Source organism: Deltaproteobacteria bacterium (genome assembly GCA_021737785.1).
GTDB lineage: Bacteria > Desulfobacterota > DSM-4660 > Desulfatiglandales > Desulfatiglandaceae > AUK324.
This window is the reverse complement of the sequence record JAIPDI010000073.1, coordinates 1-20511: the sequence shown is the minus strand read 5'-3', so window position 1 is coordinate 20511 and position 20511 is coordinate 1. Positions and strand designations below refer to the sequence as shown.

At 55.4% G+C, this 20511-nt stretch carries 17 protein-coding genes and 1 tRNA gene; 12 read left to right on the top strand and 6 right to left on the bottom strand.

The features are described from left to right. Nucleotides 1-173: 173 nt before the first annotated feature. On the bottom strand, nt 174-1703 hold the full coding sequence (locus K9N21_22480) for a YifB family Mg chelatase-like AAA ATPase (GenBank protein ID MCF8146683.1): 1530 nt from the start codon (nt 1701-1703) through the stop codon (nt 174-176). A gap of 164 nt (nt 1704-1867) precedes the next feature. On the opposite strand from K9N21_22480, the gene rpoZ reads away from it, so the two are divergent. The 9 genes from rpoZ to K9N21_22435 all read left to right on the top strand — a co-directional run bounded on the left by rpoZ (nt 1868) and on the right by K9N21_22435 (nt 10485). Further along, nucleotides 1868-2236, top strand: a complete 369-nt coding sequence (gene rpoZ / locus K9N21_22475) for a DNA-directed RNA polymerase subunit omega (protein MCF8146682.1) — start codon at nt 1868-1870, stop codon at nt 2234-2236. Next, nucleotides 2233-3351 carry a molecular chaperone DnaJ gene (gene dnaJ, locus K9N21_22470; protein MCF8146681.1) on the top strand — a complete coding sequence of 373 codons (1119 nt, stop codon included), beginning with the start codon at nt 2233-2235 and terminating at the stop codon, nt 3349-3351. Before rpoZ ends, dnaJ begins: the two co-directional genes overlap by 4 nt. A gap of 446 nt (nt 3352-3797) precedes the next feature. Further along, the gene (gene dksA, locus K9N21_22465) at nt 3798-4163 is read left to right on the top strand and encodes an RNA polymerase-binding protein DksA (GenBank protein ID MCF8146680.1); all 366 of its coding nucleotides are present in this window, start codon (nt 3798-3800) and stop codon (nt 4161-4163) included. 145 nt (nt 4164-4308) lie between these two features. Continuing rightward, entirely contained in the window at nt 4309-6978 is a 2670-nt protein-coding gene (locus K9N21_22460; protein MCF8146679.1) for a CBS domain-containing protein, read from the top strand. A gap of 4 nt (nt 6979-6982) precedes the next feature. Next, entirely contained in the window at nt 6983-7966 is a 984-nt protein-coding gene (trpS, locus tag K9N21_22455) for a tryptophan--tRNA ligase (GenBank protein MCF8146678.1), read from the top strand. Between the two features lie 230 nt (nt 7967-8196). After that, nucleotides 8197-8949 carry a segregation/condensation protein A gene (locus K9N21_22450; protein ID MCF8146677.1) on the top strand — a complete coding sequence of 251 codons (753 nt, stop codon included), beginning with the start codon at nt 8197-8199 and terminating at the stop codon, nt 8947-8949. Nucleotides 8950-8968: 19 nt separating this feature from the next. Further along, entirely contained in the window at nt 8969-9625 is a 657-nt protein-coding gene (scpB, locus tag K9N21_22445) for an SMC-Scp complex subunit ScpB (protein ID MCF8146676.1), read from the top strand. Beyond that, nucleotides 9537-10334, top strand: coding sequence for an rRNA pseudouridine synthase (locus tag K9N21_22440; GenBank protein MCF8146675.1), 798 nt, complete (start codon nt 9537-9539; stop codon nt 10332-10334). Before scpB ends, K9N21_22440 begins: the two co-directional genes overlap by 89 nt. Nucleotides 10335-10410: 76 nt before the next feature. Then, nucleotides 10411-10485 (top strand) — tRNA-Val (locus K9N21_22435). Between the two features lie 139 nt (nt 10486-10624). On the opposite strand, the gene K9N21_22430 is transcribed toward K9N21_22435, so the two are convergent. Further along, on the bottom strand, nt 10625-11407 hold the full coding sequence (locus K9N21_22430; GenBank protein MCF8146674.1) for a cyclic nucleotide-binding domain-containing protein: 783 nt from the start codon (nt 11405-11407) through the stop codon (nt 10625-10627). A 290-nt stretch (nt 11408-11697) separates the two neighbouring features. Here K9N21_22430 and K9N21_22425 point away from each other — a divergent pair, with 290 nt between their 5' ends. Then, nucleotides 11698-12117: an AMIN domain-containing protein gene (locus tag K9N21_22425; GenBank protein MCF8146673.1), complete on the top strand. Its 420-nt coding sequence runs from the start codon at nt 11698-11700 to the stop codon at nt 12115-12117. Nucleotides 12118-12179: 62 nt separating this feature from the next. Next, nucleotides 12180-13058, top strand: a complete 879-nt coding sequence (locus K9N21_22420; protein MCF8146672.1) for a hypothetical protein — start codon at nt 12180-12182, stop codon at nt 13056-13058. Between the two features lie 100 nt (nt 13059-13158). On the opposite strand, the gene K9N21_22415 is transcribed toward K9N21_22420, so the two are convergent. Both K9N21_22415 and K9N21_22410 read right to left on the bottom strand, forming a co-directional pair. Then, nucleotides 13159-14994 carry a glycosyltransferase family 39 protein gene (locus K9N21_22415; protein MCF8146671.1) on the bottom strand — a complete coding sequence of 612 codons (1836 nt, stop codon included), beginning with the start codon at nt 14992-14994 and terminating at the stop codon, nt 13159-13161. 226 nt (nt 14995-15220) lie between these two features. Then, nucleotides 15221-16990, bottom strand: coding sequence for a hypothetical protein (locus K9N21_22410; GenBank protein ID MCF8146670.1), 1770 nt, complete (start codon nt 16988-16990; stop codon nt 15221-15223). A 435-nt stretch (nt 16991-17425) separates the two neighbouring features. On the opposite strand from K9N21_22410, the gene K9N21_22405 reads away from it, so the two are divergent. Next, nucleotides 17426-17836: a hypothetical protein gene (locus K9N21_22405; protein MCF8146669.1), complete on the top strand. Its 411-nt coding sequence runs from the start codon at nt 17426-17428 to the stop codon at nt 17834-17836. Between the two features lie 141 nt (nt 17837-17977). Here the strand turns inward: K9N21_22405 and K9N21_22400 are convergent, their stop codons facing one another. Together K9N21_22400 and K9N21_22395 are read right to left on the bottom strand one after the other, a co-directional pair. Beyond that, on the bottom strand, nt 17978-19417 hold the full coding sequence (locus tag K9N21_22400) for a B12-binding domain-containing radical SAM protein (GenBank protein ID MCF8146668.1): 1440 nt from the start codon (nt 19415-19417) through the stop codon (nt 17978-17980). Nucleotides 19418-19551: 134 nt separating this feature from the next. Further along, complete coding sequence (locus K9N21_22395) at nt 19552-20247, bottom strand: glycosyltransferase family 2 protein (GenBank protein MCF8146667.1); 696 nt, start codon at nt 20245-20247, stop codon at nt 19552-19554. Nucleotides 20248-20511 lie beyond the last annotated feature (264 nt).

Sequence of the window (20511 nt, the reverse complement as noted above, 5' to 3'; positions counted from 1 at the left end):
TTATTCGGAGCCCGGGGGCGGCCGCCGAACGATACGACCGCATTTTATTGCAGCTCTTGAACAGAGACCCCCACGGGCGTCCAGAACGCTTCCGGGACTTGGGTGAAACCTTTTGGTTGCGGCTGTTAGGCCGCCTTAGCTGAAGAGACAACGGGGAGACCACGGCGGGCCTCTTATCTCAAGATCTTCCGATCCAGGGTACGGTACTGGATGGCCTCTGCCACGTGGGGAGGGCAGATGTCAGGGCTGGCCTCCAGATCGGCGATGGTCCGCGCGATCTTGAGGATGCGGGCATGTGCCCGGGCGCTCAGGCCGAATCGTTCCATGGCCCTTTCCATGAGGGAACCGGATTCGGAATCCATCTCGCAGAACTGCTTGATGTGACGACTGGTCATCCGGGCATTGGTGAAGATCTTGGTGCGGGCCAGCCGTTCTCCCTGAAGTTTGCGGGCGGCCATCACCCGTTTCAGGATCTCTTCGGAGGCGGCCCCTTCAGAGATCCCTGAAAGATCTTTATAAGGCACCGCCGGGACCTCCAGGTGGAGGTCGATCCGGTCCAGCAGGGGACCGGATATCTTGGCCCGATACCGCTGAATCTGCAGCGTGGAGCAGGTGCACTCTCGCTTGGGATCCCCCAGGAAGCCGCACGGGCAGGGATTCATGGCAGCCACAAGCATGAACTGGGCCGGATAGGCGACCGTGGTGACGGCACGGGAAATGGTTACCAGCCCATCTTCCATCGGCTGCCTCAGGACCTCCAGGACGTTCCTCCTGAACTCCGGGAGTTCGTCCAGGAACAAGACGCCGTTGTGTGCCAGACTGACCTCGCCGGGCTTGGGATTCTGACCCCCTCCGATAAGGCCGGCATCCGAGATGGTGTGGTGGGGCGCCCGGAAGGGACGAGTGGTGATGAGTCCGTGATCTCGGGGCATCAATCCCATGACACTGTACACCTTGGACGTTTCGAGAGACTCCTCGAAACTGAGGACCGGGAGTATGGTAGGGAGGCGTTTGGCCAGCATGGTTTTGCCCGAACCCGGCGGTCCGATCATAATAAGATTATGTCCGCCGGCCGCTGCTATTTCTACGGCCCTCTTGGCGTTCTCCTGGCCGCGGACATCGACGAAATCCATGTCGGATGCCTGGGCCTGAAAGAGCCGGTCGATGTCTACGATAAAGGGATCGATCCTGCTGATCCCCCTGAGCGTACCGATCACCTGGGCCAGGGCATGGACCGGGAAGATATCGATCCCTTCCACCACGGCTGCCTCGGGGGCGTTTTCCACGGGGAGAAATATCCCCTTGAGCCCCTGATCTCTTGCGGCAATGGCCATCGGCAGGACCCCCCTGACAGGTCTGATGAGGCCGTCCAGGGCCAGTTCTCCCAGGAACACATAGCCGTCGCAGGATGTCCGGTTCACCAATCCTGTGGCCACCAGGATGCCGATGGCCATGGGAAGATCGAATGCCGAACCCTCTTTTCTGATGTCCGCGGGCGCCAGGTTGACGGTGATCCGGTCTGAGGGGAAGTGATATCCTGAGTTTTTGACCGCCGCCTTGACCCGCTCCTTGCTCTCCCTCACCGCCCCTTCCGGCAGGCCCACCGTGGAAAAGGAGGGGAGGCCCTGGGAGATATCCACCTCAACCTCTACCATGTAGGCATCAATTCCGATAACAGCGCTGCTGAGGACCTTGGCTAACATGGGAATCGTCTCCTTGTGAGTGATGGGTTGGGAACGAGAATCGATGCCCGGGGCAATTTACACTTTACATTTAGCATAAGAGGTCTTATATTACCAAGTTTATTTTCAATGGGTAACTTCTATCAGAACACCTTCCAGGCCGACGAGGCGGACAGGAGCAGACAATGGCACGAATTACAGTGGAGGACTGCTTGAATAATGTGGACAACCGTTTCCAGCTCATTCATCTGGCTGCAAAACGGGTACGTCAACTGAAAAAGGGCGCAGAACCCAAGGTGGTATGTAAGAACAAGGATATTGTGGTGGCGCTGAGAGAAATCGCCGCAGGCGAAGTTTTCCAGGCGAGAAAAGGGCAGCTGAGTGATCAGATTGAGGCCCCGATGGAGATTGATGCGGCGTCCTTGCTGGAGGAAGGGCTCTTGACCGAATACCAAAACGATCTCCCGGGGGCGAAAATGGATGAGATCCAAGAAGAAGCAGACGTCCTGGAGCCGGAAATGAATGAGATCGAAGAGGAAGCGGAAGAAAAGTGAACAACAAAATAGACTATTATGAGATCCTGAGTGTTTCCCGGGACTGCGGCGGTGAAGAGATCAAGAAATCGTATCGAAAACTGGCCCTGAAATACCACCCCGACCGAAATCCCGGAGATAAGGAAGCGGAGGAAAAATTCAAGCAAGCGGCCGAGGCCTACGAGGTCTTAAGAGACCCCCAGAAACGACAGATCTATGACCGGTTTGGTCATGAAGGTCTGGAGGGCACGGGCTTCAGAGGATTCAGCGGATTTGACGATATTTTTTCGAGCTTTGGAGATATCTTCGAGGGATTTTTTGGCTTTGGCGGCAGGGGAGGAAGGTCCCGGGCCAGACAGGGAAGAAGCCTTCGATATGACATGGAACTGACCCTCGAAGAGGCCTTCCATGGAAAGGAAGAGGAGATCACCTTTTACCGGTTGGAGACATGTGCGACCTGCACCGGCTCGGGATCTGCCCCGGGGAGTCAGCCCCGCACCTGTACCACCTGCCAGGGAAGAGGCCAGGTCATCCAGTCCCAGGGATTTTTCCAGGTCAGCACCACCTGTCCCACCTGCCATGGGCAGGGGCAGATCATCACGGATCCATGCCCGGACTGCAGGGGCGGCGGTAAGGTCAGGGCTGAAAAAAACCTCCATGTCAAGATCCCTGCCGGCGTGGATACCGGGTCGCAATTGCGATTGAGAGGAGAAGGAGAGGCCGGGGAAGAGGGGGGACCTTCCGGCGATCTTTTCGTGGTCATTCACGTCAAGGAGCATGCATTCTTTACCCGGGAGGATGAAAACCTCATCTGCGAGATCCCCATCTCTTTTGTGCAGGCCGCCCTGGGCGATACGTTGACCATCCCTGTGTTGGGCGAAGAAGAAGGTCATGAACTGGAGATCCCCGACGGCACCCAGCCGGGCGAGGTGATCCGGCTGCCGGGCAAGGGGATGCCCAGCCTGAGAGGGTACCGCAAACGGGGAGATCTGTACGTCAAGGTCGTGGTAAAGATACCGCAAAAGATAACAGAGCACCAGAGAGAGTTGCTGGATGCCTTTGCGGAAACGGAAAAGCTTTCATTATCCGACAAGAAAAGAAGACCGAAGGGGTTCTGGAAAAAGATGGCCAAATAGAATCTTTGGGGCTGTAACGCGCCGCGGTGTAACGCCCTGCTGCCGTTCACACGATCAGTCGGCAGGTTTTTGTCCCGCCTCCTGGGCGGGAGAAAGAGATCCCCACGTGCGCCCGGAAACTGCTTGGGCGTTGCACCATGCCCTTTTGATTGCGGCTGTCAGGCCGTCTTAGAATCTATGTTCGGAACTTCTACGCAAGAAGGCAACATGTTTTGGCGGGGTCTTGTGGGAGAGGTTTTTAGCCTCGATCTTCGCGGCGAGGACGCCGCTCACACAGAGGTTGGTGCGGTTACTTGGTCCCCAATGGGTTGCGGGCGCAGCCTGCATTGGGCATTATGCAGGTTCACCCGGGAGTTTCAGCGGGACTGCCCGAAGGGTTTCGTGCTTTACAGAAGTTGGAAACGGTGATAAAAAGCGATGTCTTATTTATTTAATTGGAGAAAACGATGTTGAGTAAAGAGAATCAGGAATATTTCAGGGAGTTGCTGAACGATCGGTTGAGTGCGCTCTTAGAGGAAGCCAACAAGACCGTCATCGGCATGACCGATCACGGCGAAACCTTCCCGGACCCTACGGACAGGGCGACACTGGAATCCGAAAGAAATTTTACCCTCCGTATTCGAGACAGGGAACGGAGGCTGATTTCAAAGGTCAAGGAAGCCCTGTCCAGGCTCGACCAGGGGACATTCGGAATCTGCGAAGAATGCGGCGAGGATATCTCCGAAGAGAGGCTCAAGGCGCGCCCTGTGACCACGCTCTGTATCAACTGCAAGAAAAGGCAGGAAAACGAAGAGCGGCTGAAGGGGCTATAGGACGGTGGGCGGCTGAATGATCAGGGGTGATGGTTGCCCTACACTTTTCTGACGTTCTGAACCTTAACACCTGAAGCCCGTACGAGAGAGGGATGACCATCCCCGTGATTTATGATATGTTCATCTCATGGCAAAAACCGAAAAAATGGGAAACAGGGGAAAAAAAGGGCCTCAGGAGATTCATGAAGAGGTTATCACCACCCATATCAATGCCGACTTTGATGCCCTCTCCTCCATGTTAGCCGCCAGCAAGCTTTACCCTGGCGCCACGCTCGTGTTCCCGGGTTCCCAGGAAAAAAATCTCAGAAATTTCTTCATCAATTCCGTATCCTATCTCTTTAATTTTGCCAAGGTAAAACAGGTCGATCTGGGTCACATCAAGCGGCTCATCCTGGTAGATACCCGGCAGAAGAGCCGCATCGGAAAATTCGCCCGGCTGGCAGACCATAAGGATGTGGAGATTCATATCTATGACCATCATCCGGATTCCTCGGACGATATTCGAGGGGATGTGGAGGTTATCCGCAGGACAGGCTCGGCCACGGCAATCCTGACGCGTCTTCTGCAGGAAAAGGATATCCCGGTAACCCCTGACGAGGCCACTATCATGTGCACCGGGATCCACGAGGACACCGGATCCTTCACCTTTGCTTCCACAACCGACGAAGATTACGAGGCTGCGGCCTGGCTTGCCCGGCAGGGGGCCGACCACAATGTCATCTCGGACATGCTCACCCGCGAATTGACCATAGAGCATCTGTGGCTGTTAAACGACCTGACACGATCCGCCGCGACCCGTATGGTCAATGGGGTGGAGGTGGCCGTCACCAAGGTGATCACCGAGGAATATACCGCCGATTTTGCAGTGCTCGTGCATAAATATATGGAGATGGAGAATCTCAACGTGGTCTTTGCCCTGGCCCAGATGGATGACCGGATCTATCTGGTGGCCCGAAGCCGAACAGATGAAGTGAATGCCGGGGAGATCGCACGGGCATTCGGAGGGGGCGGGCATTCCCAGGCGGCCTCGGCCACCATTAAAGGTCAGACCCTGATTCAGGTGGAGAGATCCCTGAACGCCCTTCTGGATACCCGCATCAATCCCGCCAGAAGGGCGGTGGACATGATGTCTTCCCCGGTCATACAGATCGATTCCACCGAGACGGTCAAGCGGGCCGCAGAGGTCATGACCCGGTATAATATCAACGTCCTCCTGGTGGTGAAGGACGGCCTCCTTGAAGGGTACATTACGCGTCAGATTGTGGAAAAGGCGATTTTTTTCGGGCTTGGGGATATCCGTGTTCATGAATACATGAATATTGAATTCTCAACCGTCCGCCCGGATACCTCTCTGAAGGAAATTCAGGAATTAATCATCCGGGGGAGGCTGAGGATCCTTCCGGTGGTGGAAAACGGGAAGGCGGTAGGCGTTATCACCCGGACCGACCTCCTCACGATCCTGTTGGGGAATCCGGAGGCGCCCGAGTTCGTGTATGATGCCAAGAACAACGCCCCTGTGGTCAGGAAGAAGAACATGGCCGGGATCGTGGGAGACCGGTTGCCTGAAAAACTCATCACCCTCCTCAAAGATTCCGGTAAGGTAGCCGATGTACTCGGCTATAATGCATATCTCGTGGGAGGATTGGTCAGGGATATCTTTCTGAAGCACGAAAATCTGGATGTGGACATCGTCATTGAGGGAGACGGCATCGAGTTCGCCCGGGAATTCGCCCGGCATCACAGCGTCCGGGTCAGAAGCCACCAGAAATTCGGGACCGCGGTGCTGATCTTTCCTGACGGTTTCAAGGTTGATGTGGCCACTGCCAGGATAGAATACTATGAGGCCCCGGGGGCCCCTCCCATCGTGGAGACCAGTTCCCTGAAGCTGGATCTGTACCGTAGGGACTTCACGGTTAACACCCTTGCCCTCAAACTGAACAAGAAACATTATGGGACCCTTATCGACTACTTCGGGGCCCAGAAAGACATCAAGGAAAAGGTCCTGCGGGTTCTCCATAACCTGAGCTTTGTGGAAGACCCGACCCGCATGCTCCGTGCGGTCAGGTTTGAACAGCGATTTGGTTTCAAGATCGGGAAATTGACCCTCTCGCTGCTCAAAAATGCCGTCAAGATGAACTGGGTGGATGCCGTCGTGTCCCACCGGATCTTCGCGGAATTCAAACTGATCCTGAAAGAACCGGACCCCCTTCAGATCATCACCAGAATGAACGAGCTGCAGCTGTTGAAGTTTATCCATCCCGATATCCAACTCACGCCGCTTCTCCGGAATCTTTTGGAAGAAATCAAGGAGGTCATCGCCTGGTATCACCTCCTCTATCTGGAAGAACCTTTTGAGCCATGGAAAATATACTGGTACGGGCTGGCCCACGGACTCGATAGTGATACCTTCGACCGTCTCACCGGGAATTTGGGCATCGCCCAGAAGCGGCCGCATATGGGAGGCGGCGGGGAGAGGCTTCTGGATACGCTGTACAGGTTCGACGGGTCCAATTATCACCTCTATACATTGCTTCTTCCATATGATACGGAGACATTGCTCTATCTGATGGCCAGGGCCGGAAACGAAAAGATGAAGCGGCTCATCTCTTTTTACTTTACCCGGTTGAAGGGGACAAAGGTCCTGATAGACGGAAAAGACCTGTTGGAGATGGGCCTTAAGTCAGGCCCTGTTTTTAAAGAGATTTTTGACAGACTGCTGGAGGCCAGGGTAAACAATCTAGTAAAGACACGGAACGACGAAATCTGTTTTGTAAAAGAGACATTCGGCGGTCTGTTGCACGAAAGGGGCAGATGATCAAATGAGCAAAGGAACTATTCTAAGCGGCATGAGACCTACCGGAAAAATGCATCTGGGACACTTGCACGGGGCCCTCCTGAACTGGAAACGGCTTCAGGAACAATACCGGTGTTTTTATTTCATCGCAGACTGGCATGCCCTGACCAGTGAATATGCGCATCCCGATATCATTCGAGAGAGCAGATATGACATTATTATCGATTGGATTTCAGTGGGGCTCGATCCGGAGGTTTCCACCTTTTTTATCCAGTCCGAAATCAAGGAGCATGCTGAGCTTTACCTGATCTTTTCCATGATCACGCCCCTTCCCTGGCTGGAGAGGAACCCCACATACAAGGAACAGCTCACCGAGCTGAGGCAGAAGGATGTGTATACCTATGGGTTCTTGGGGTATCCCGTGCTCCAGGCGGCCGATATCCTGATGTACAAGGCCAACGGGGTCCCTGTGGGCGAGGACCAGGCCCCCCATGTTGAACTTACGAGGGAAATCGCCCGTCGGTTTAATCACCTCTACGGGGAGGTGTTTCCTGTTCCCGACGTCCTTCTGACCCCCACATCCAAGATCCTCGGGCTCGACCGGCGCAAGATGAGCAAGAGCTACGGCAACGCCATATTCCTGACAGATACGGATGAGGAGATCGATGCCAAGGTATCACAGATGATTACCGATCCCCAGCGCGCCAGGAAAAGCGACCCCGGTGATCCCGCCGTCTGCAATGTCTTCTCTTTTCATGAAATATATTCAACACCGGAAACCATCGAGATCGTCCGCAGGGACTGCCCGTCGGCAGCCATCGGGTGCGTGGAATGCAAACGGATAATGGCCGCAGGCCTCAAGAAGGGACTTGAACCGATCCGGGCCAAGAGAAGGGAACTGGAATCGGATATGGGCCGGGTGAAACAGATCGTGGCAGAGGGAAATGAAACGTCGAGGGCCATTGCCCGAAGCACCATGGCCGAGGTCAGGGAGGCGGTGAAGATTTAGACTGTTATCGTTTGCGACCGGCAAGGCCGATTTTAGTACCTGGTCTTCGGTCATAAAAAACAAGAAAATATGGCCATCCCTCTACTGCACGCTTAGCCTTTCGTCATTCCGGCACGATTCCAGCCGGAATCCAGAAAACCGGCGGACTGGATTCCGGCTAAGGGCATGCCGGAATGACGGGACAGCACACAGCCGTTTTGGTTGCGGTTATCCGCTTTAGGCACTAATAGATGGACTACGAAGTCAAATTGGAAATCTTCGAAGGGCCGTTGGACCTGCTGCTTCACCTGATTCATAAAAATGAGGTGGATATCTTCGATATCCCCATCACCACCATCACCGACCAGTACCTGGCCTATCTGGATATGATGAAGGCCCTCAACATGAGCGTTGCCGGCGATTTTCTGGTCATGGCCGCCACCCTGATCCATATTAAATCCAGGATGTTGCTGCCCGGCTCGGACGAAGAGGAGGATGAGGATCCGCGGGATGAAATTGCACGACCGCTCCTGGAATACATGCGGCTCAAGGAGGTGGCACAGGAACTCTCAGAGCGGGAGATCCTGGGCAGAGATGTCTTTTCCAGGAAAGACGGTTCCTGGGAGGAGGCGGATCCGAATGCTGAGGAGCCCCGGCTGGATATCAATCTGTTTCAGTTGATCGACGCCTTCAGGCAAATCATGGAAAAGGGCCGGTCCGGCCCTATGCAGATGACGTTCAGACACGAAAAATGGTCTGTAAAGGAAAAATCCCGGCTTATTTTATCGTTATTGAAGCAGAAGCAGGAGATGCTCTTTGAGGAGATCTTCAGTGGAGACCGAAGTGTTTCGGAGTTCATCGTCACCTTCCTGGCGCTACTGGAGCTGGTTCACGTCGGTCTGGTCAAGGTATTTCAGACGTCTTACAATAACGGCGATATCCGTCTCGCTGCAAATTTTGATGTCAATGGAACAGAGGATATCAGCGCGGATCTGACCCTCTGAGCCGTGAACGGTTTCAAATATGGACAACCCGCTTGAACTGATTATTGAGGCCCTCCTCTTCGCATCAAGCAAACCCTTGAGCATGCAGGAGATCCACAGGTGTCTTCCGGACGCCCCGCTCCCGGATATCAAGGCCGCCCTGAAAGGTCTACAGGCCGCCTATGAAGACATGGCGAGGAGCTTCTGCCTGAAGGAGGTGGCGGACGGGTATCAGATACGGACCCGGCCGGCATACGCCCCATATGTCCTCAGGATGCTGAAAAGTTCCCCTGCCCGGTTATCCCGGGCCGCGCTGGAGACCCTGGCCATTGTCGCATACAAACAACCGATTATCCGTCAGGAAATCGAACAGTTCAGGGGCGTGGATGCGGGGGGGATACTGAGAACGCTCCTGGAAAAGAACCTGATCCGGATCATGGGACGGAAAACGATTCCCGGCAGGCCGCTCATCTATGGAACCACCAAACGATTCCTTGAGGTATTCGACCTGAACGATCTGGAATCCCTTCCGAAATTGAAGGAACTGAAGGATTTTGGATCCGGCGACGAGACGGCCGTACACATGCCGAAGGAGGATGGAGAGGTTGATGACGCATCCGAAGAAAACGGGACCTCGCCGGCCCGTGACGAACAGGGGCTCCTATTCCCGGGAGAGCGGGAAGACCCAACGGCTTAATCAGATACTCTCCTCCGCCGGCATGGCCTCGCGGCGGAAGGCCGATGAACTGATCAGTTCCGGCAGGGTCACGGTCAACGGGGAGCAGGTAAAGGCACTGGGGACCCAGGCAATATGGGGAACGGACACCATCCGGGTGGACGGCCGGGAGATCCCGGCCCCGTCTGCAAGGGTGTATCTGATCCTCAATAAGCCTTTCGGGTATATCTGCGCCCTTAAAGATCCGGCAGGGAGGCCGCTGGTCACCGATCTGGTGAAAGATCTCCCCCAGAGGGTCTACCCGGTCGGCCGCCTCGATTTTGATACCCTGGGGCTTCTCCTCCTCACCAATGACGGGGACTGGGCCCACCGGCTCACCCATCCCCGGTACCACGTGCCCCGCACCTATAAAATCACCGTGGCCGGAAGGATCACCGATCCGGCCCTGGCCGAGCTGGGGAAGGGGGTCTTGCTGGAGGATGGACCCAGCGGGCCGTCAAAGACCCATCTGATCCTCCGCAATGAGCACCGGAGCATCCTCCGGATGACCATCTCCAGGGGGAGATCCCGTCAGGTGCGGCGGATGGTCGAAGCGGCCGGGTACAGGGTGATTCATCTCATGCGGACGGCATTTGGAAGTCTGCAGTTAGGGGATCTGAAGATGGGCGAGTATCGGCACCTCACCGCAGAGGAGGTGAGGGCCACAAAAAAACTGGTGGGAATGGCCTAATTTTTTTGTTTACAGACCTCTGTCTTTATTGTATCGTAAGCCCCATCCTGATTCGACGATATCAGAAAAACACGCCGGGCGGTTAACTCAGCGGGAGAGTGCCATCCTCACACGGTGGAAGCCGGGGGTTCAAATCCCCCACCGCCCACCATTCAAATAATTTCTGGAGCTTATATCATTTAATTAAGTCCGCGCTTCAAAATTCTGAAGCGCAAAAATCACACCAAAAAAACGCGAAAAGAGCCTGGGAACTCCACATTGGAGGCCCGGGCTTTTATTTGCCCAATCCCTTATTCTAAAATCCTGATCCTGTATTTGAACGGAGAATCCGGGTTCCCCAAAATGAGGGTTCCTACGGGGCCTTCAAAGAAAAGGGGTCCGGGACCCCCTTGGTCACCGCCGAGCAACCGGCCGTCCACAATGGACCCCAGATGGCTCCCCCGGTCAGAGACCCCTATCCGGTCTCCCACCTTGACGAACTCCATGTGGTGGCGTGATATCTGAAGGGGGACCGTGTCGGCAATTCTGAGATCATTGTAGGAGAGGGGATCTCTGCTCTTTCTGCCTATCAGGAATGGAAATTCCTCTATCTTAAACGGATTTTCCGGGAGGGATTGTACGGCCACCGGGGTTAATCCTTCCATGGAAACAGCAGGCCCGGACCGGACCGGTCTTTCGCCGGTGTCTTCGGAGATGCGTTTACAGGCATCGGGCGCAGCCTGCTGCAGCTGGAGTATTTTTACATGCGATTCTCTCAGACGTTCGAAGAGGACCTTTAAAATATTGACAGCTATTTCGGGATCGGTCTGCAGGCTTTCAAAGAAAGCATCCCTGTGGATCTCTCTCACCAGGGTCTGCTCTATGGCTGTCACCGTGGCGCTCCGCGGCTTATCGTCGATCATGCTCATCTCGCCGAAGGTTTCCCCCACCTCCACGTCTCCCAGATGGGTCCTTTTGCCGTTTAACTCTTTGGTGACCTCGACCTTTCCCTGCTCGATGATATAGGCCGTTTCCCCCAGGTCGTTCTCGGCAATGATTACCTCCCCCGGTTCAAAATGACGCAGTGTGATCATGAGATCCTCCTTGCACTGACAAGAGCGGCGTCGACTTGGCAGTCGATGCCGGAAAGCAGAAGCACCACAAGGCCGACGCTCCGGCAGGTCCCCGATGGACCTTATCCAGGCCGGCATGGTAAAAAAAATGGGTGATGCGTGTCAAGATCAATTCCGTTGAAGGCGGGTTTGTTTCCATTTTGACATTCAAAAGCGATTGTCTTAATATGGGATCCTGTTTGAATCGGCCCATCAATACCTTATTTGGTTGCGGCCGTCAGGCCGACGCAGGGAATCAGGAGGTCAGGGGGATGGCGCCAAAAGTGCTAAGACTTGTTTTAGCCCTGAGTGGGTGGGGAGTGCTCATGATGGCCATGCCGGCCGTCTCATCCGCTGAACCGGTGGTTGTAAGCGATATCCGGTTTGCCGGTGACGAGAGCGGAATTGAGAGAGTCTGTTTTGTGCTGAACCGATTTTGCGATCCGCGGGTGTTTTCACTTGAGGGAAGCAATCCGAGGATCGTCATTGACGTAAAAGACGTGCAATCCTGGAAGGGGAACTCCAAAATCCCTGTTAACGGCGTGTTGGTGAGGCAGGTGCGTACGCATTTTCATCGCGATAAGCATACATTGCGGATTGTCCTGGATCTCACCCCGGCTATGGATTATACGGCGGAACCTATCTATTACCAGGCGGAGGGCATTTACTGCATGGCGGTCTCAGCGAAATGACCCCCATCGATTGATGCCGGACCTTATGGTGGGAACCCAACCGATTGACGACTCCATGCCCCATGCCTTTACATCGTAAATCCAATACCCGGTATCCGATATTCATGAAACACGCCCCCCTATGGCTGGCCGTCCTCCTGAGCATATTCCTCCTGCCGTCATCCGTGACCGGGGGGATGATACGCACATCCATCACCACCCGGCAGATCGTTACGGCCCGGGGCGCGATCGAGCTGGAATGCAAGGTCCGAAACAAGGGTGATGCGACGGCCCATAAGGTCCGCGTCTCTCTTACCTTAGGCGATCTTGTGAAGCGCTATGACGGGTTGGGCGACAACCCGGCCGGAGGGGAGATCCGCCTGACAGAGACCCTGATGGATCCCGGCCTTCTCCCGGGGAGATACACGGCCGTCATTCGGGCGGACTTTGAAGAGCAGACCGGGACTCCCCATCATGCATTTCACTTCTTTGAGATCCCCTACCGGACAGCTGAAATGCCTGGTCCGGGCCTCCCCCTTGAGATGCAGACCAGAGGTCCCGATTTCAACAGGAAGGCATTCTGGGCCAGGGAGGGCAGCGTGGCCCTGTCCATCAAAAATAACAGCCGGGAGGAGATTCGCCTCACTGCGCAGCTCTATCTCCCTGAGGGCTTCAGCTCCAAAACCCCCGACCGGGTCTTCCTGCTCGGCCCAGAACAAGCAACCCTTGTGGAAATCCCGTTGCGTCTGGAATCGGAAGGGAAACCCCTGAACCCGTATCACCTGCTGGTGGGGTGCGACCATAAGGATGCCCACCACTCATGGGATCTGAAAGGGACCATCCAGGTGGAGGAACACCCCGTCTGGTCCAAAGCCTACCTCGTGTTAGGGGGGCTGGTGATGGTCGCTGTTTTTGGCGTGCTTCTTTTTCGCAGGCCCCGGTCTCCGATAAGCGCTAACTGACAACCGGTTCCTCATTCCTGGTTGGGATTTTCCTTTCCTTTGAGCTTTTTACCCCGTGAAATAACTCCATCGGAGTTCCCCGCAGGGGATTTCACTGGGGTCACCTTTGGGCATCGCGTTTTCCGCCTTCACCCTCCTTGAACCGCATCCTGTACAGCCCGTATTCATAATTCTGTTCTTTTGCCCTTGCGACCTCTTCCAGATGATAGTTATCCCTGATCCCCTGGCAGAGCCTGCGGTTTCGTTCGTTCTGGGTATTGCACCAGTAATTGTGGTGGAAATAGACATGTCCCTGATAGCGCTCCATCAGATCTCTGATCAGGTCGGGATTGTTGATCCCCGCATAGGTCTGAATGGCATTCTGATTCCACAACAGGAACATCGTGGGATTCTGGGTCAGGACAATGGATCGTTTGGGGATTTTGGTGATGAATTCCCGGGCATAGGTGTGGTCATAGCGCGAGCCCCAGGCCTCCTGGCCCACCCTGCTGACAAGAGGGACGAATTTCAGAAAGGCAAATGCCATGAGCAGTACTACCAGGGCTGAAGCGAGGCCCGTCAGGCCGTTATGCTGCCCCAAGCATCCCTGCTGTGTCGCTTCCTGCGGGATCTTGGATGCGCTCCGGAGAGCATCCGATATGCCGCGCCCAGTATCCAGTGTCCAGTATCCAGCCGCCAGCCTGTCCCTCACCCATCCTCCCCCTATCCCGGCCAGAATTGCGAGGGGCATGAACGACAGCACGGCAAACCGCACATCCGCCCCATACTGATAACTTCCTGCATAGAAGAAGAGAAAGATCCCCCAGAAAAGGAGAAACCACATGAGAAGGAGGATCCGCCATTTCACCAGCCCCCGGGAACAGAAAAGACCCGATGCCGCCAATACTGTCAGTACCACGGGAAACTGCCGGTCATTGAGATAGTACAGCCCGTTGGTGGAGAGATTGTGTCCCAGGAACGCCAGGGAGAACTTGCTCCCTTCCGCGCCCCACGAGTGACCGCTGACCGCATGGAAGTGGAGGATGTGGGGGAGGAAGAAGAGGGTGGTCAGGAGGGTAAAGGTCCATAATTTTCTATGGGCAAATGTCCGGGGAGAGACCACCAGAAGGACCCCGGCGGCCAGGGGAACCAGAAAGAGGGATTCGGGCCGCATCTGACAGGCAAAGGGGAGTATCAGGGAGGCGAGGAAGAGATGCCTGTCCTCCCCGGTCTTGAGAAAGACCATTAGTGAAAGGAAAGTGAGCCCGGCGAAAAGGGCGGAGGAGGGTTCTGCCGCCGCGGTGTTGGACCATATCAAATTGTGGGGGATAAGGGTGAAGGCAAGCGCGGACAGAAACGCGGCAACATAGCGCCCGGTCACCTGGAAGGTGATGAAAAAGGCTGTCAGGACACCGGCCGCAAAAAAGAGGTTGTTGAGCAGGAACGCATAAAGTTCATTGACGCCGAACACCTGGAACATCAGGCTGATGAGAAACGGCCATCCGCTGGGTTCCTTGTTGTAGGTTATCCAGTGGGGATAATATTCGCCGTATTCAAATGTGCCGTAATTGCAATACCCGGTCTGGGTGATGAATGCGATATTCTGCCCCACATTGGCATAGATGTCCTCGTCATAATAGATGCGATGGGTGCGTGGGACCACCAAAGCGGTCATTAAAAAGGCGAAGATGACGAGAATCCCCAGGAGGAGGCCCTTCTTGTTCAGGAATCGCCCGATCAGATTCCTAAAGTCCCGGTAGCAAAGGACAAGAGAAATGAGTAGAAGGAAAAAATTTATCTTCAGGCCCCACGGGACCCACTTCTTCAGAAGGTTTGTTATGTCTCCCTTAGACAGGTAATCCAGGAGGGTTACGTCAATGCCCAGGAGACAGAGGTAGGCGAAGACAAGAACCAGGGGGTAAAACCGGTGATGATAAATCCTTTGAAGTGTCCTCATGTATCATCCTGTGGTGGAGCAGGGAGCAGGGAGCAGGGAGCAGGGAGCAGGGAACATGGCGCCTCACCCCTGATAACCGATCACCGATAACGTCTTTCCCTTCCCCCTTTGAGCTTTGAGCTTTGAGCTGATGGAGCACGGAGCACGGAGCTCCCATTGATAACCGATAACGTCTTCCCCTTTCCCCTTTGAGCTTTCAGCTTTGAGCTTTCCAGCTTTGCGCTTCTCAGCTTTCCTTCTTCGTAACCAGGAAATCCCCCAGGAACAGATATCTTACCCGGGTCCGGCTGAACATGTCCAGGGCGTCATTGGGGGTGCACACCATCGGCTCGCCGTGAATGTTAAAGCTGGTGTTGAGAACCACGCCCATGCCGAGTCCCTCTTTGACCCCTCTCAAAAGGCTGCGAAAACGGGGATTTTCATCCCCTACAAAGTGGGGGCGGCAGGTCCCGTCAATATTGGTGACCCCTTCCATCATTTGCCGATATCTTTCGCGGACCCTGAATGCCGTGGTCATAAACCGGTTGTCCCGGATCTCCTGCCCTTCCAGGTGAAGGAGGCCGTGGGCGTCATCGCTGAGCATGGAGGGGCAGAAGGGCTGGTACCAGACCCGTTTTTTCAGGACCAGGTTAAGGCGGTCTTTAATTTCCTTCCGGTCAGGTCTGGCCACGATGCTCCGGTTCCCCAGCGCCCTTGGCCCTATCTCCATCCGTCCCTGAAGCCAGAAAATGATCTCGCCATCCAGTACAAGACTTGCAGCGCGACCGGGTGCATCATCCAATTTCACATAGGGGAACCCCCATGATGTGAGCGAGGCAAGCATGTCGCCTTCTGAAAAGTCAGGGCCGAGGGAGAGATCCCGGAGGGTGTAGCGGCCGATCCCGAACCGCTCGTAATTGATCCCCATGGCCGCACCCAGGGCAAGGCCCCCGTCCCCCATGTGCGGAAAGACAAACACATGGTCTGATTCGGGGAGTTCGGCGATCTTCATGTTCAACTTGATATTGGAAAACACGCCTCCTGAAAGGGCCACATTGCGCTCGGCTGTGAGGTCAAGTGCGTTTCGGATCAGAGTCAGAGTCCTTTTTTCCAGGACCCGCTGGGCCATGTAGGCGAACTGCTCGGACGGGTACTGCCAGAGTATTTTCTTGAGTTCATTGTACATTCCCGTGGAGGTGAAGGGGGAGACCAGGTCCAGCCCCCGCACATTGATCAGGCGCATGAGGGGATTGTCACCATCTGTGATCGGGTAGGCATAGTTGGCCAGGGCCATGACCTTCCCTTCATCCTCCAATTCCCGCATATTCATGAGATTGGTGACGTGCTCGAAAAAGATTCCCAGGGAGGTGCGGGAAGGGAGCCTTCGGATAAGATGGAGGCGAGCCCCTTTGAACCGCCACAGGGATCCGGACAGGCCGTCACCGACCCCGTCGAGGGTCAGCACCAGACATCTTTCCAATCCGCTCGACCGGGCCGCGGCCTCGGCATGGCACTGATGATGATCCAGAACAGAGAGGTTGAAGCGGGCAAAGCCTCTGGACGTGAGCTCCCGTGCGGCATAATTGCGGGTAAGACAACGGGTGAGGGCATTCGGGGCCAGTTCGGTAAACCGGTACTTGAATCCCTTTTTAAACGGGTCCCAACGGCCGGGCCTCTTTTTCCTCCGGCGGATGAGGTAGTACTCCTCTTTCAGACCCGGGGCCAGACGCGTGAGGGTTTTGGCCGGGTCGGTGGTGGAGAGGGCCACTTCCCGCAGCGAAGACGCCCGGATCCCTTGGTAATCGAGGCAGGCACGGATCGAGAGGGAGGGAAATCCCACCTCCAGTTTCCGCCGGCTCAATCGCTCTTCGTTGATGGCAAAAAGCACATGATCGCCCTTCAGGAGCGCGGCCCCGGCATCGTGCCCGTCCCAGATACCTAAGATGTACGTCATGGCCGTGGTCTCTTTCAGTGTCCCGGAGAAGTTCGACGCGTGCAGTGAATCGATGCAACGCATTTCCCGTGGGAGGGAAACGCCTTCTCAACGACGGTTTGTGTTTCCTGAAGATCAGTGCCTGCCTGTTGATTTCCGGGGGGCATCTTAGCATCGATCGGATGGGTCTGCAAGGTGAAAGCGGGGAAGGTGGAAGCGCAAAGCGCAAAGCGCAAAGCTCAAAGGTGAAAGCGGGGAAGGTGGAAGCTCAAAGCGCAAAGCTCAAAGGTGAAAGGGGAAAGGGAAAGGGAAAGAGGTTATCGGTTCTCAGGGAGGGAAGGTGGAAGCTCAAAGCTGAAAGCTGAAAGGGAAGGGGGTGGACGGAGGCGCGCCTACTCCATACTCCATACTCCCTGCACCGCGCTCCCTGCTCCAATTTCATCTAAAGATTTTCAGAAAATCACCGATAAACAGGGCAGAGGAATTACTGAACGAAACAGAGAAGGAAATTCACTGCCCATGAAAATGAGGAATATCAGACGCGTTCTATTCTGTCTGGGAGGGGTATGCGCCCTAGCCGGATGCAGCGCTCATGTCACTGAATATCGAAAGATGGGGTTTGATTTCATTCAGCAGGGATTTGCCTCCATCGAGAATACGCCTGACGTGTACGAGGTTATCGAAATTGAGAAGGTCAGGGTGTTTATTGTGGGGGATCGAAAGCACTTTAACTGGGAAAAGGCCGCAGCCTATGGATCCCCGATTGCGGGCTATGCCAACACCAAGAATGAGATATGTCTTTTCGGAAAACGGGTGGGGGACAAGATCGTTGTCAACCAAGCGATTCTGGGGCATGAGTTCAACCATCTCCTCAATTTCAAGAATCCGAAAATAGCCGATCCGGATAAGCTGGATAACCTGGGGCTGTGAGGGAAAATGAAGTTATCAGTTATCGGTTATCAGGGGGAAGCGGGAAAGCTCAAAGCTGAAAGCTGAAAGGGAAGAGGGGTAGAGGAGGCGCGCCTGCTCCATACTTCATACTCCCAGCCCCCTGCTCCCTGCTCCCTGCTCCTAACGCACCCAGCCGAGAAAGCGGGGCATGTTGCGGATCATATGGTGGACGGCGCTTGGCTTGGTCAGGGTCAGGAGCCGTAAAAGGGCTCCCGGTCGCCCATAGAATCTCTTGTAGGCGTATCGTCGGAATTCCTCCACCCTGTGGCCGGGCAGGCCGGGGAGGTCCATCCCTGCATGGTCCTGGGCGAAAAGGCCGTCCTTCCTGATCCACCCCTCTTTTGAGGCCAGATCGTACAGGCGGGTGCCTGGAAAGGGCGCTGCCGCGTAAAACTGGGCAATATCCAGGGGGAGATCCAAAGCCAGGCAAAGTGTCTGACGCATGGCCCTTTCTGTTTCGCCGGGCAGTCCCAAGACAAAATGACCTGAGGTCCTTATCCCGAGTTCATGGGCCATGACGACGGCACGCCGGGACTGGTCAACGGAAATCCCTTTTCCTGCCTGCTGAAGCACATGCGGATTCCCGGATTCCAGACCGAAGCTGATCATCCAGAGGCCTGCGGTCTTCATCAACCACAGCATTTCCCTGTCCACCGTATCCACGCGGCTGTTGCAGGTCCACGATATCCTGAGCCCCCGGTTAAGGATTTCACAGGAAAAGGCCTTGACATATGCCCTGTCGGCCGTAAAGGTGTCGGCCCATATGAAGACGTCCCGCACATTGAAGCGTGACATATTATCCGCTATTTCATCAATGACCTTGGCGACGGGCCGTTTCCTGAGCCTTCTCCCGTAATAGAGGGGGGCCGTACAGAAACTGCACGCGTAAGGGCAGCCGCGGATGGGCGCGACAATGAGAAACGGGGTGCCTCTCAAGGGGAGGCGGTAAGGGGAGAGATCCAGGTGACGCCAGGCCGGTGCGGGTATGGCATTCGGTTCGAGAAAGGCCATGTCCGGCGTATGGCGGATCCCGTGTGTGTTCCCATTGCGGAAAGAGAGCCCGCTGATCTCCCCCCAGCGGCGATTCCGGTCCAGGCAGATCTCGCGGATGGTCTGCTCCGGTTCCCGCCGGATCACCATATCGATCCAGGGGCGGCTCAGGGCGGATTCGGGAAGGGCCGTCACATGGGTGCCGAACACGCCGGTGATAACATGGGGAGCGGCCGCCTTGATAGACCGGCCAAGGTCCAGGTCGGCATTCAGGGTGGGGGTTGCAGTGCCCCAGAAAGCGAAATCAGGCTGAAAACGCTTTACCAGGCCATCCAGTGCGACATTGCTGAATCCCGTTGCCGGGCAGTCAATGACCTTGAGCCGGTGCCCGTCTCTTTCCAGGAATGCGGCCGCAGTCGCCAGGGTCACCGGGGGCCACTGGGTGGCCCACACCCCCGCCTCCTGGGTACAGCGGCCCTCACGGGTAAATCCCTTCCCTTCGGGATGGGGGGGATTCAGTAATAGTACCTTAGCCAGACGAACCACCTCCGGGCAGGGAGCAGGGAGCATGGCGCTCCCCCTGATAACCGATAACCGATAACCTCTTTCCCTTTGAGCTTTGAGCTTTGAGCTTTCACCTTTGAGCTTACAGCTTTCCCCTTTGAGCTTTCAGTTTTGAGCTTTGAGCTTTCACCTTTGAGCTTCTAAAAATACAAATACCGTATCATACTCCACAGGTACCGGAAGGCCACCTTCCTGACGCTGATCTTGGAATACCCGGCCTTCCGCCTCTGTTCATGGGTCGGGACTTCGGCCATCCGGTATCCCTTTTTCAGCGTCTTGATGATCATCTCCTGCTCGATGGTCGTGATATTTTCCCTCAGGTCGAGGGCCCTGAGCACATCGGTGCGTATGGCCCGAAATCCGTTCTGGCTCTCCGAGAGCCTCACCCCGAAGCGATGATTGATACAGGCCGTAATCAGTGAACTTCCCATGAGCCGGAAACACTCGTCAAACCCGCCGTGCAGTTCACTCGACCCTCCCAGAAGCCGGGAACCCGATACGTGATCGGCCGTGTTGTCCAGGATCGGCTGAACCAGTCTGGGGATATCATCGGGATCGTGGGACCCGTCCGCGTCCACAAAGACCACGATCTCACGCCTCAGGTGGGGGATGGCAGTCCTTATGGCCTCTCCTTTCCCCTTCTTGTGGTCAAAGACGATCCTTGCCCCTGATGCGCGGGCGATGGACACGCTCTCATCCGCCGAATGACCGTCGATCATCAGGATATCATCGGAATATTGTTTGCATTTGTCGATGATTTCTGCTAAAGTAATCGCTTCATTCAGCACCGGTATGGCAACGGATACAGCCGGGATGATCCTGTCGGTGCTTCCCATAGTCCCCTGCTCATGGAAGTTTTTGATGTTCTAGAGAGAATTACACACGTAACCGACGACCGGTAACCGGCAACGATCCCATCCCTATCACAAACAACGCCCTGGCGCAAGCGGAACAAGGATGACTGGAATTCCGATATAAGGATTGAACGAGAAACTGGGTTATCAAGAGAAAGCCCCGCTACTTTGTCAGGGATTCTGAGTTATGGTCTGAGCCGTGTATTTGGCATAGACCTGTTCTCGGGTGATATTGAGTTCCTTTGC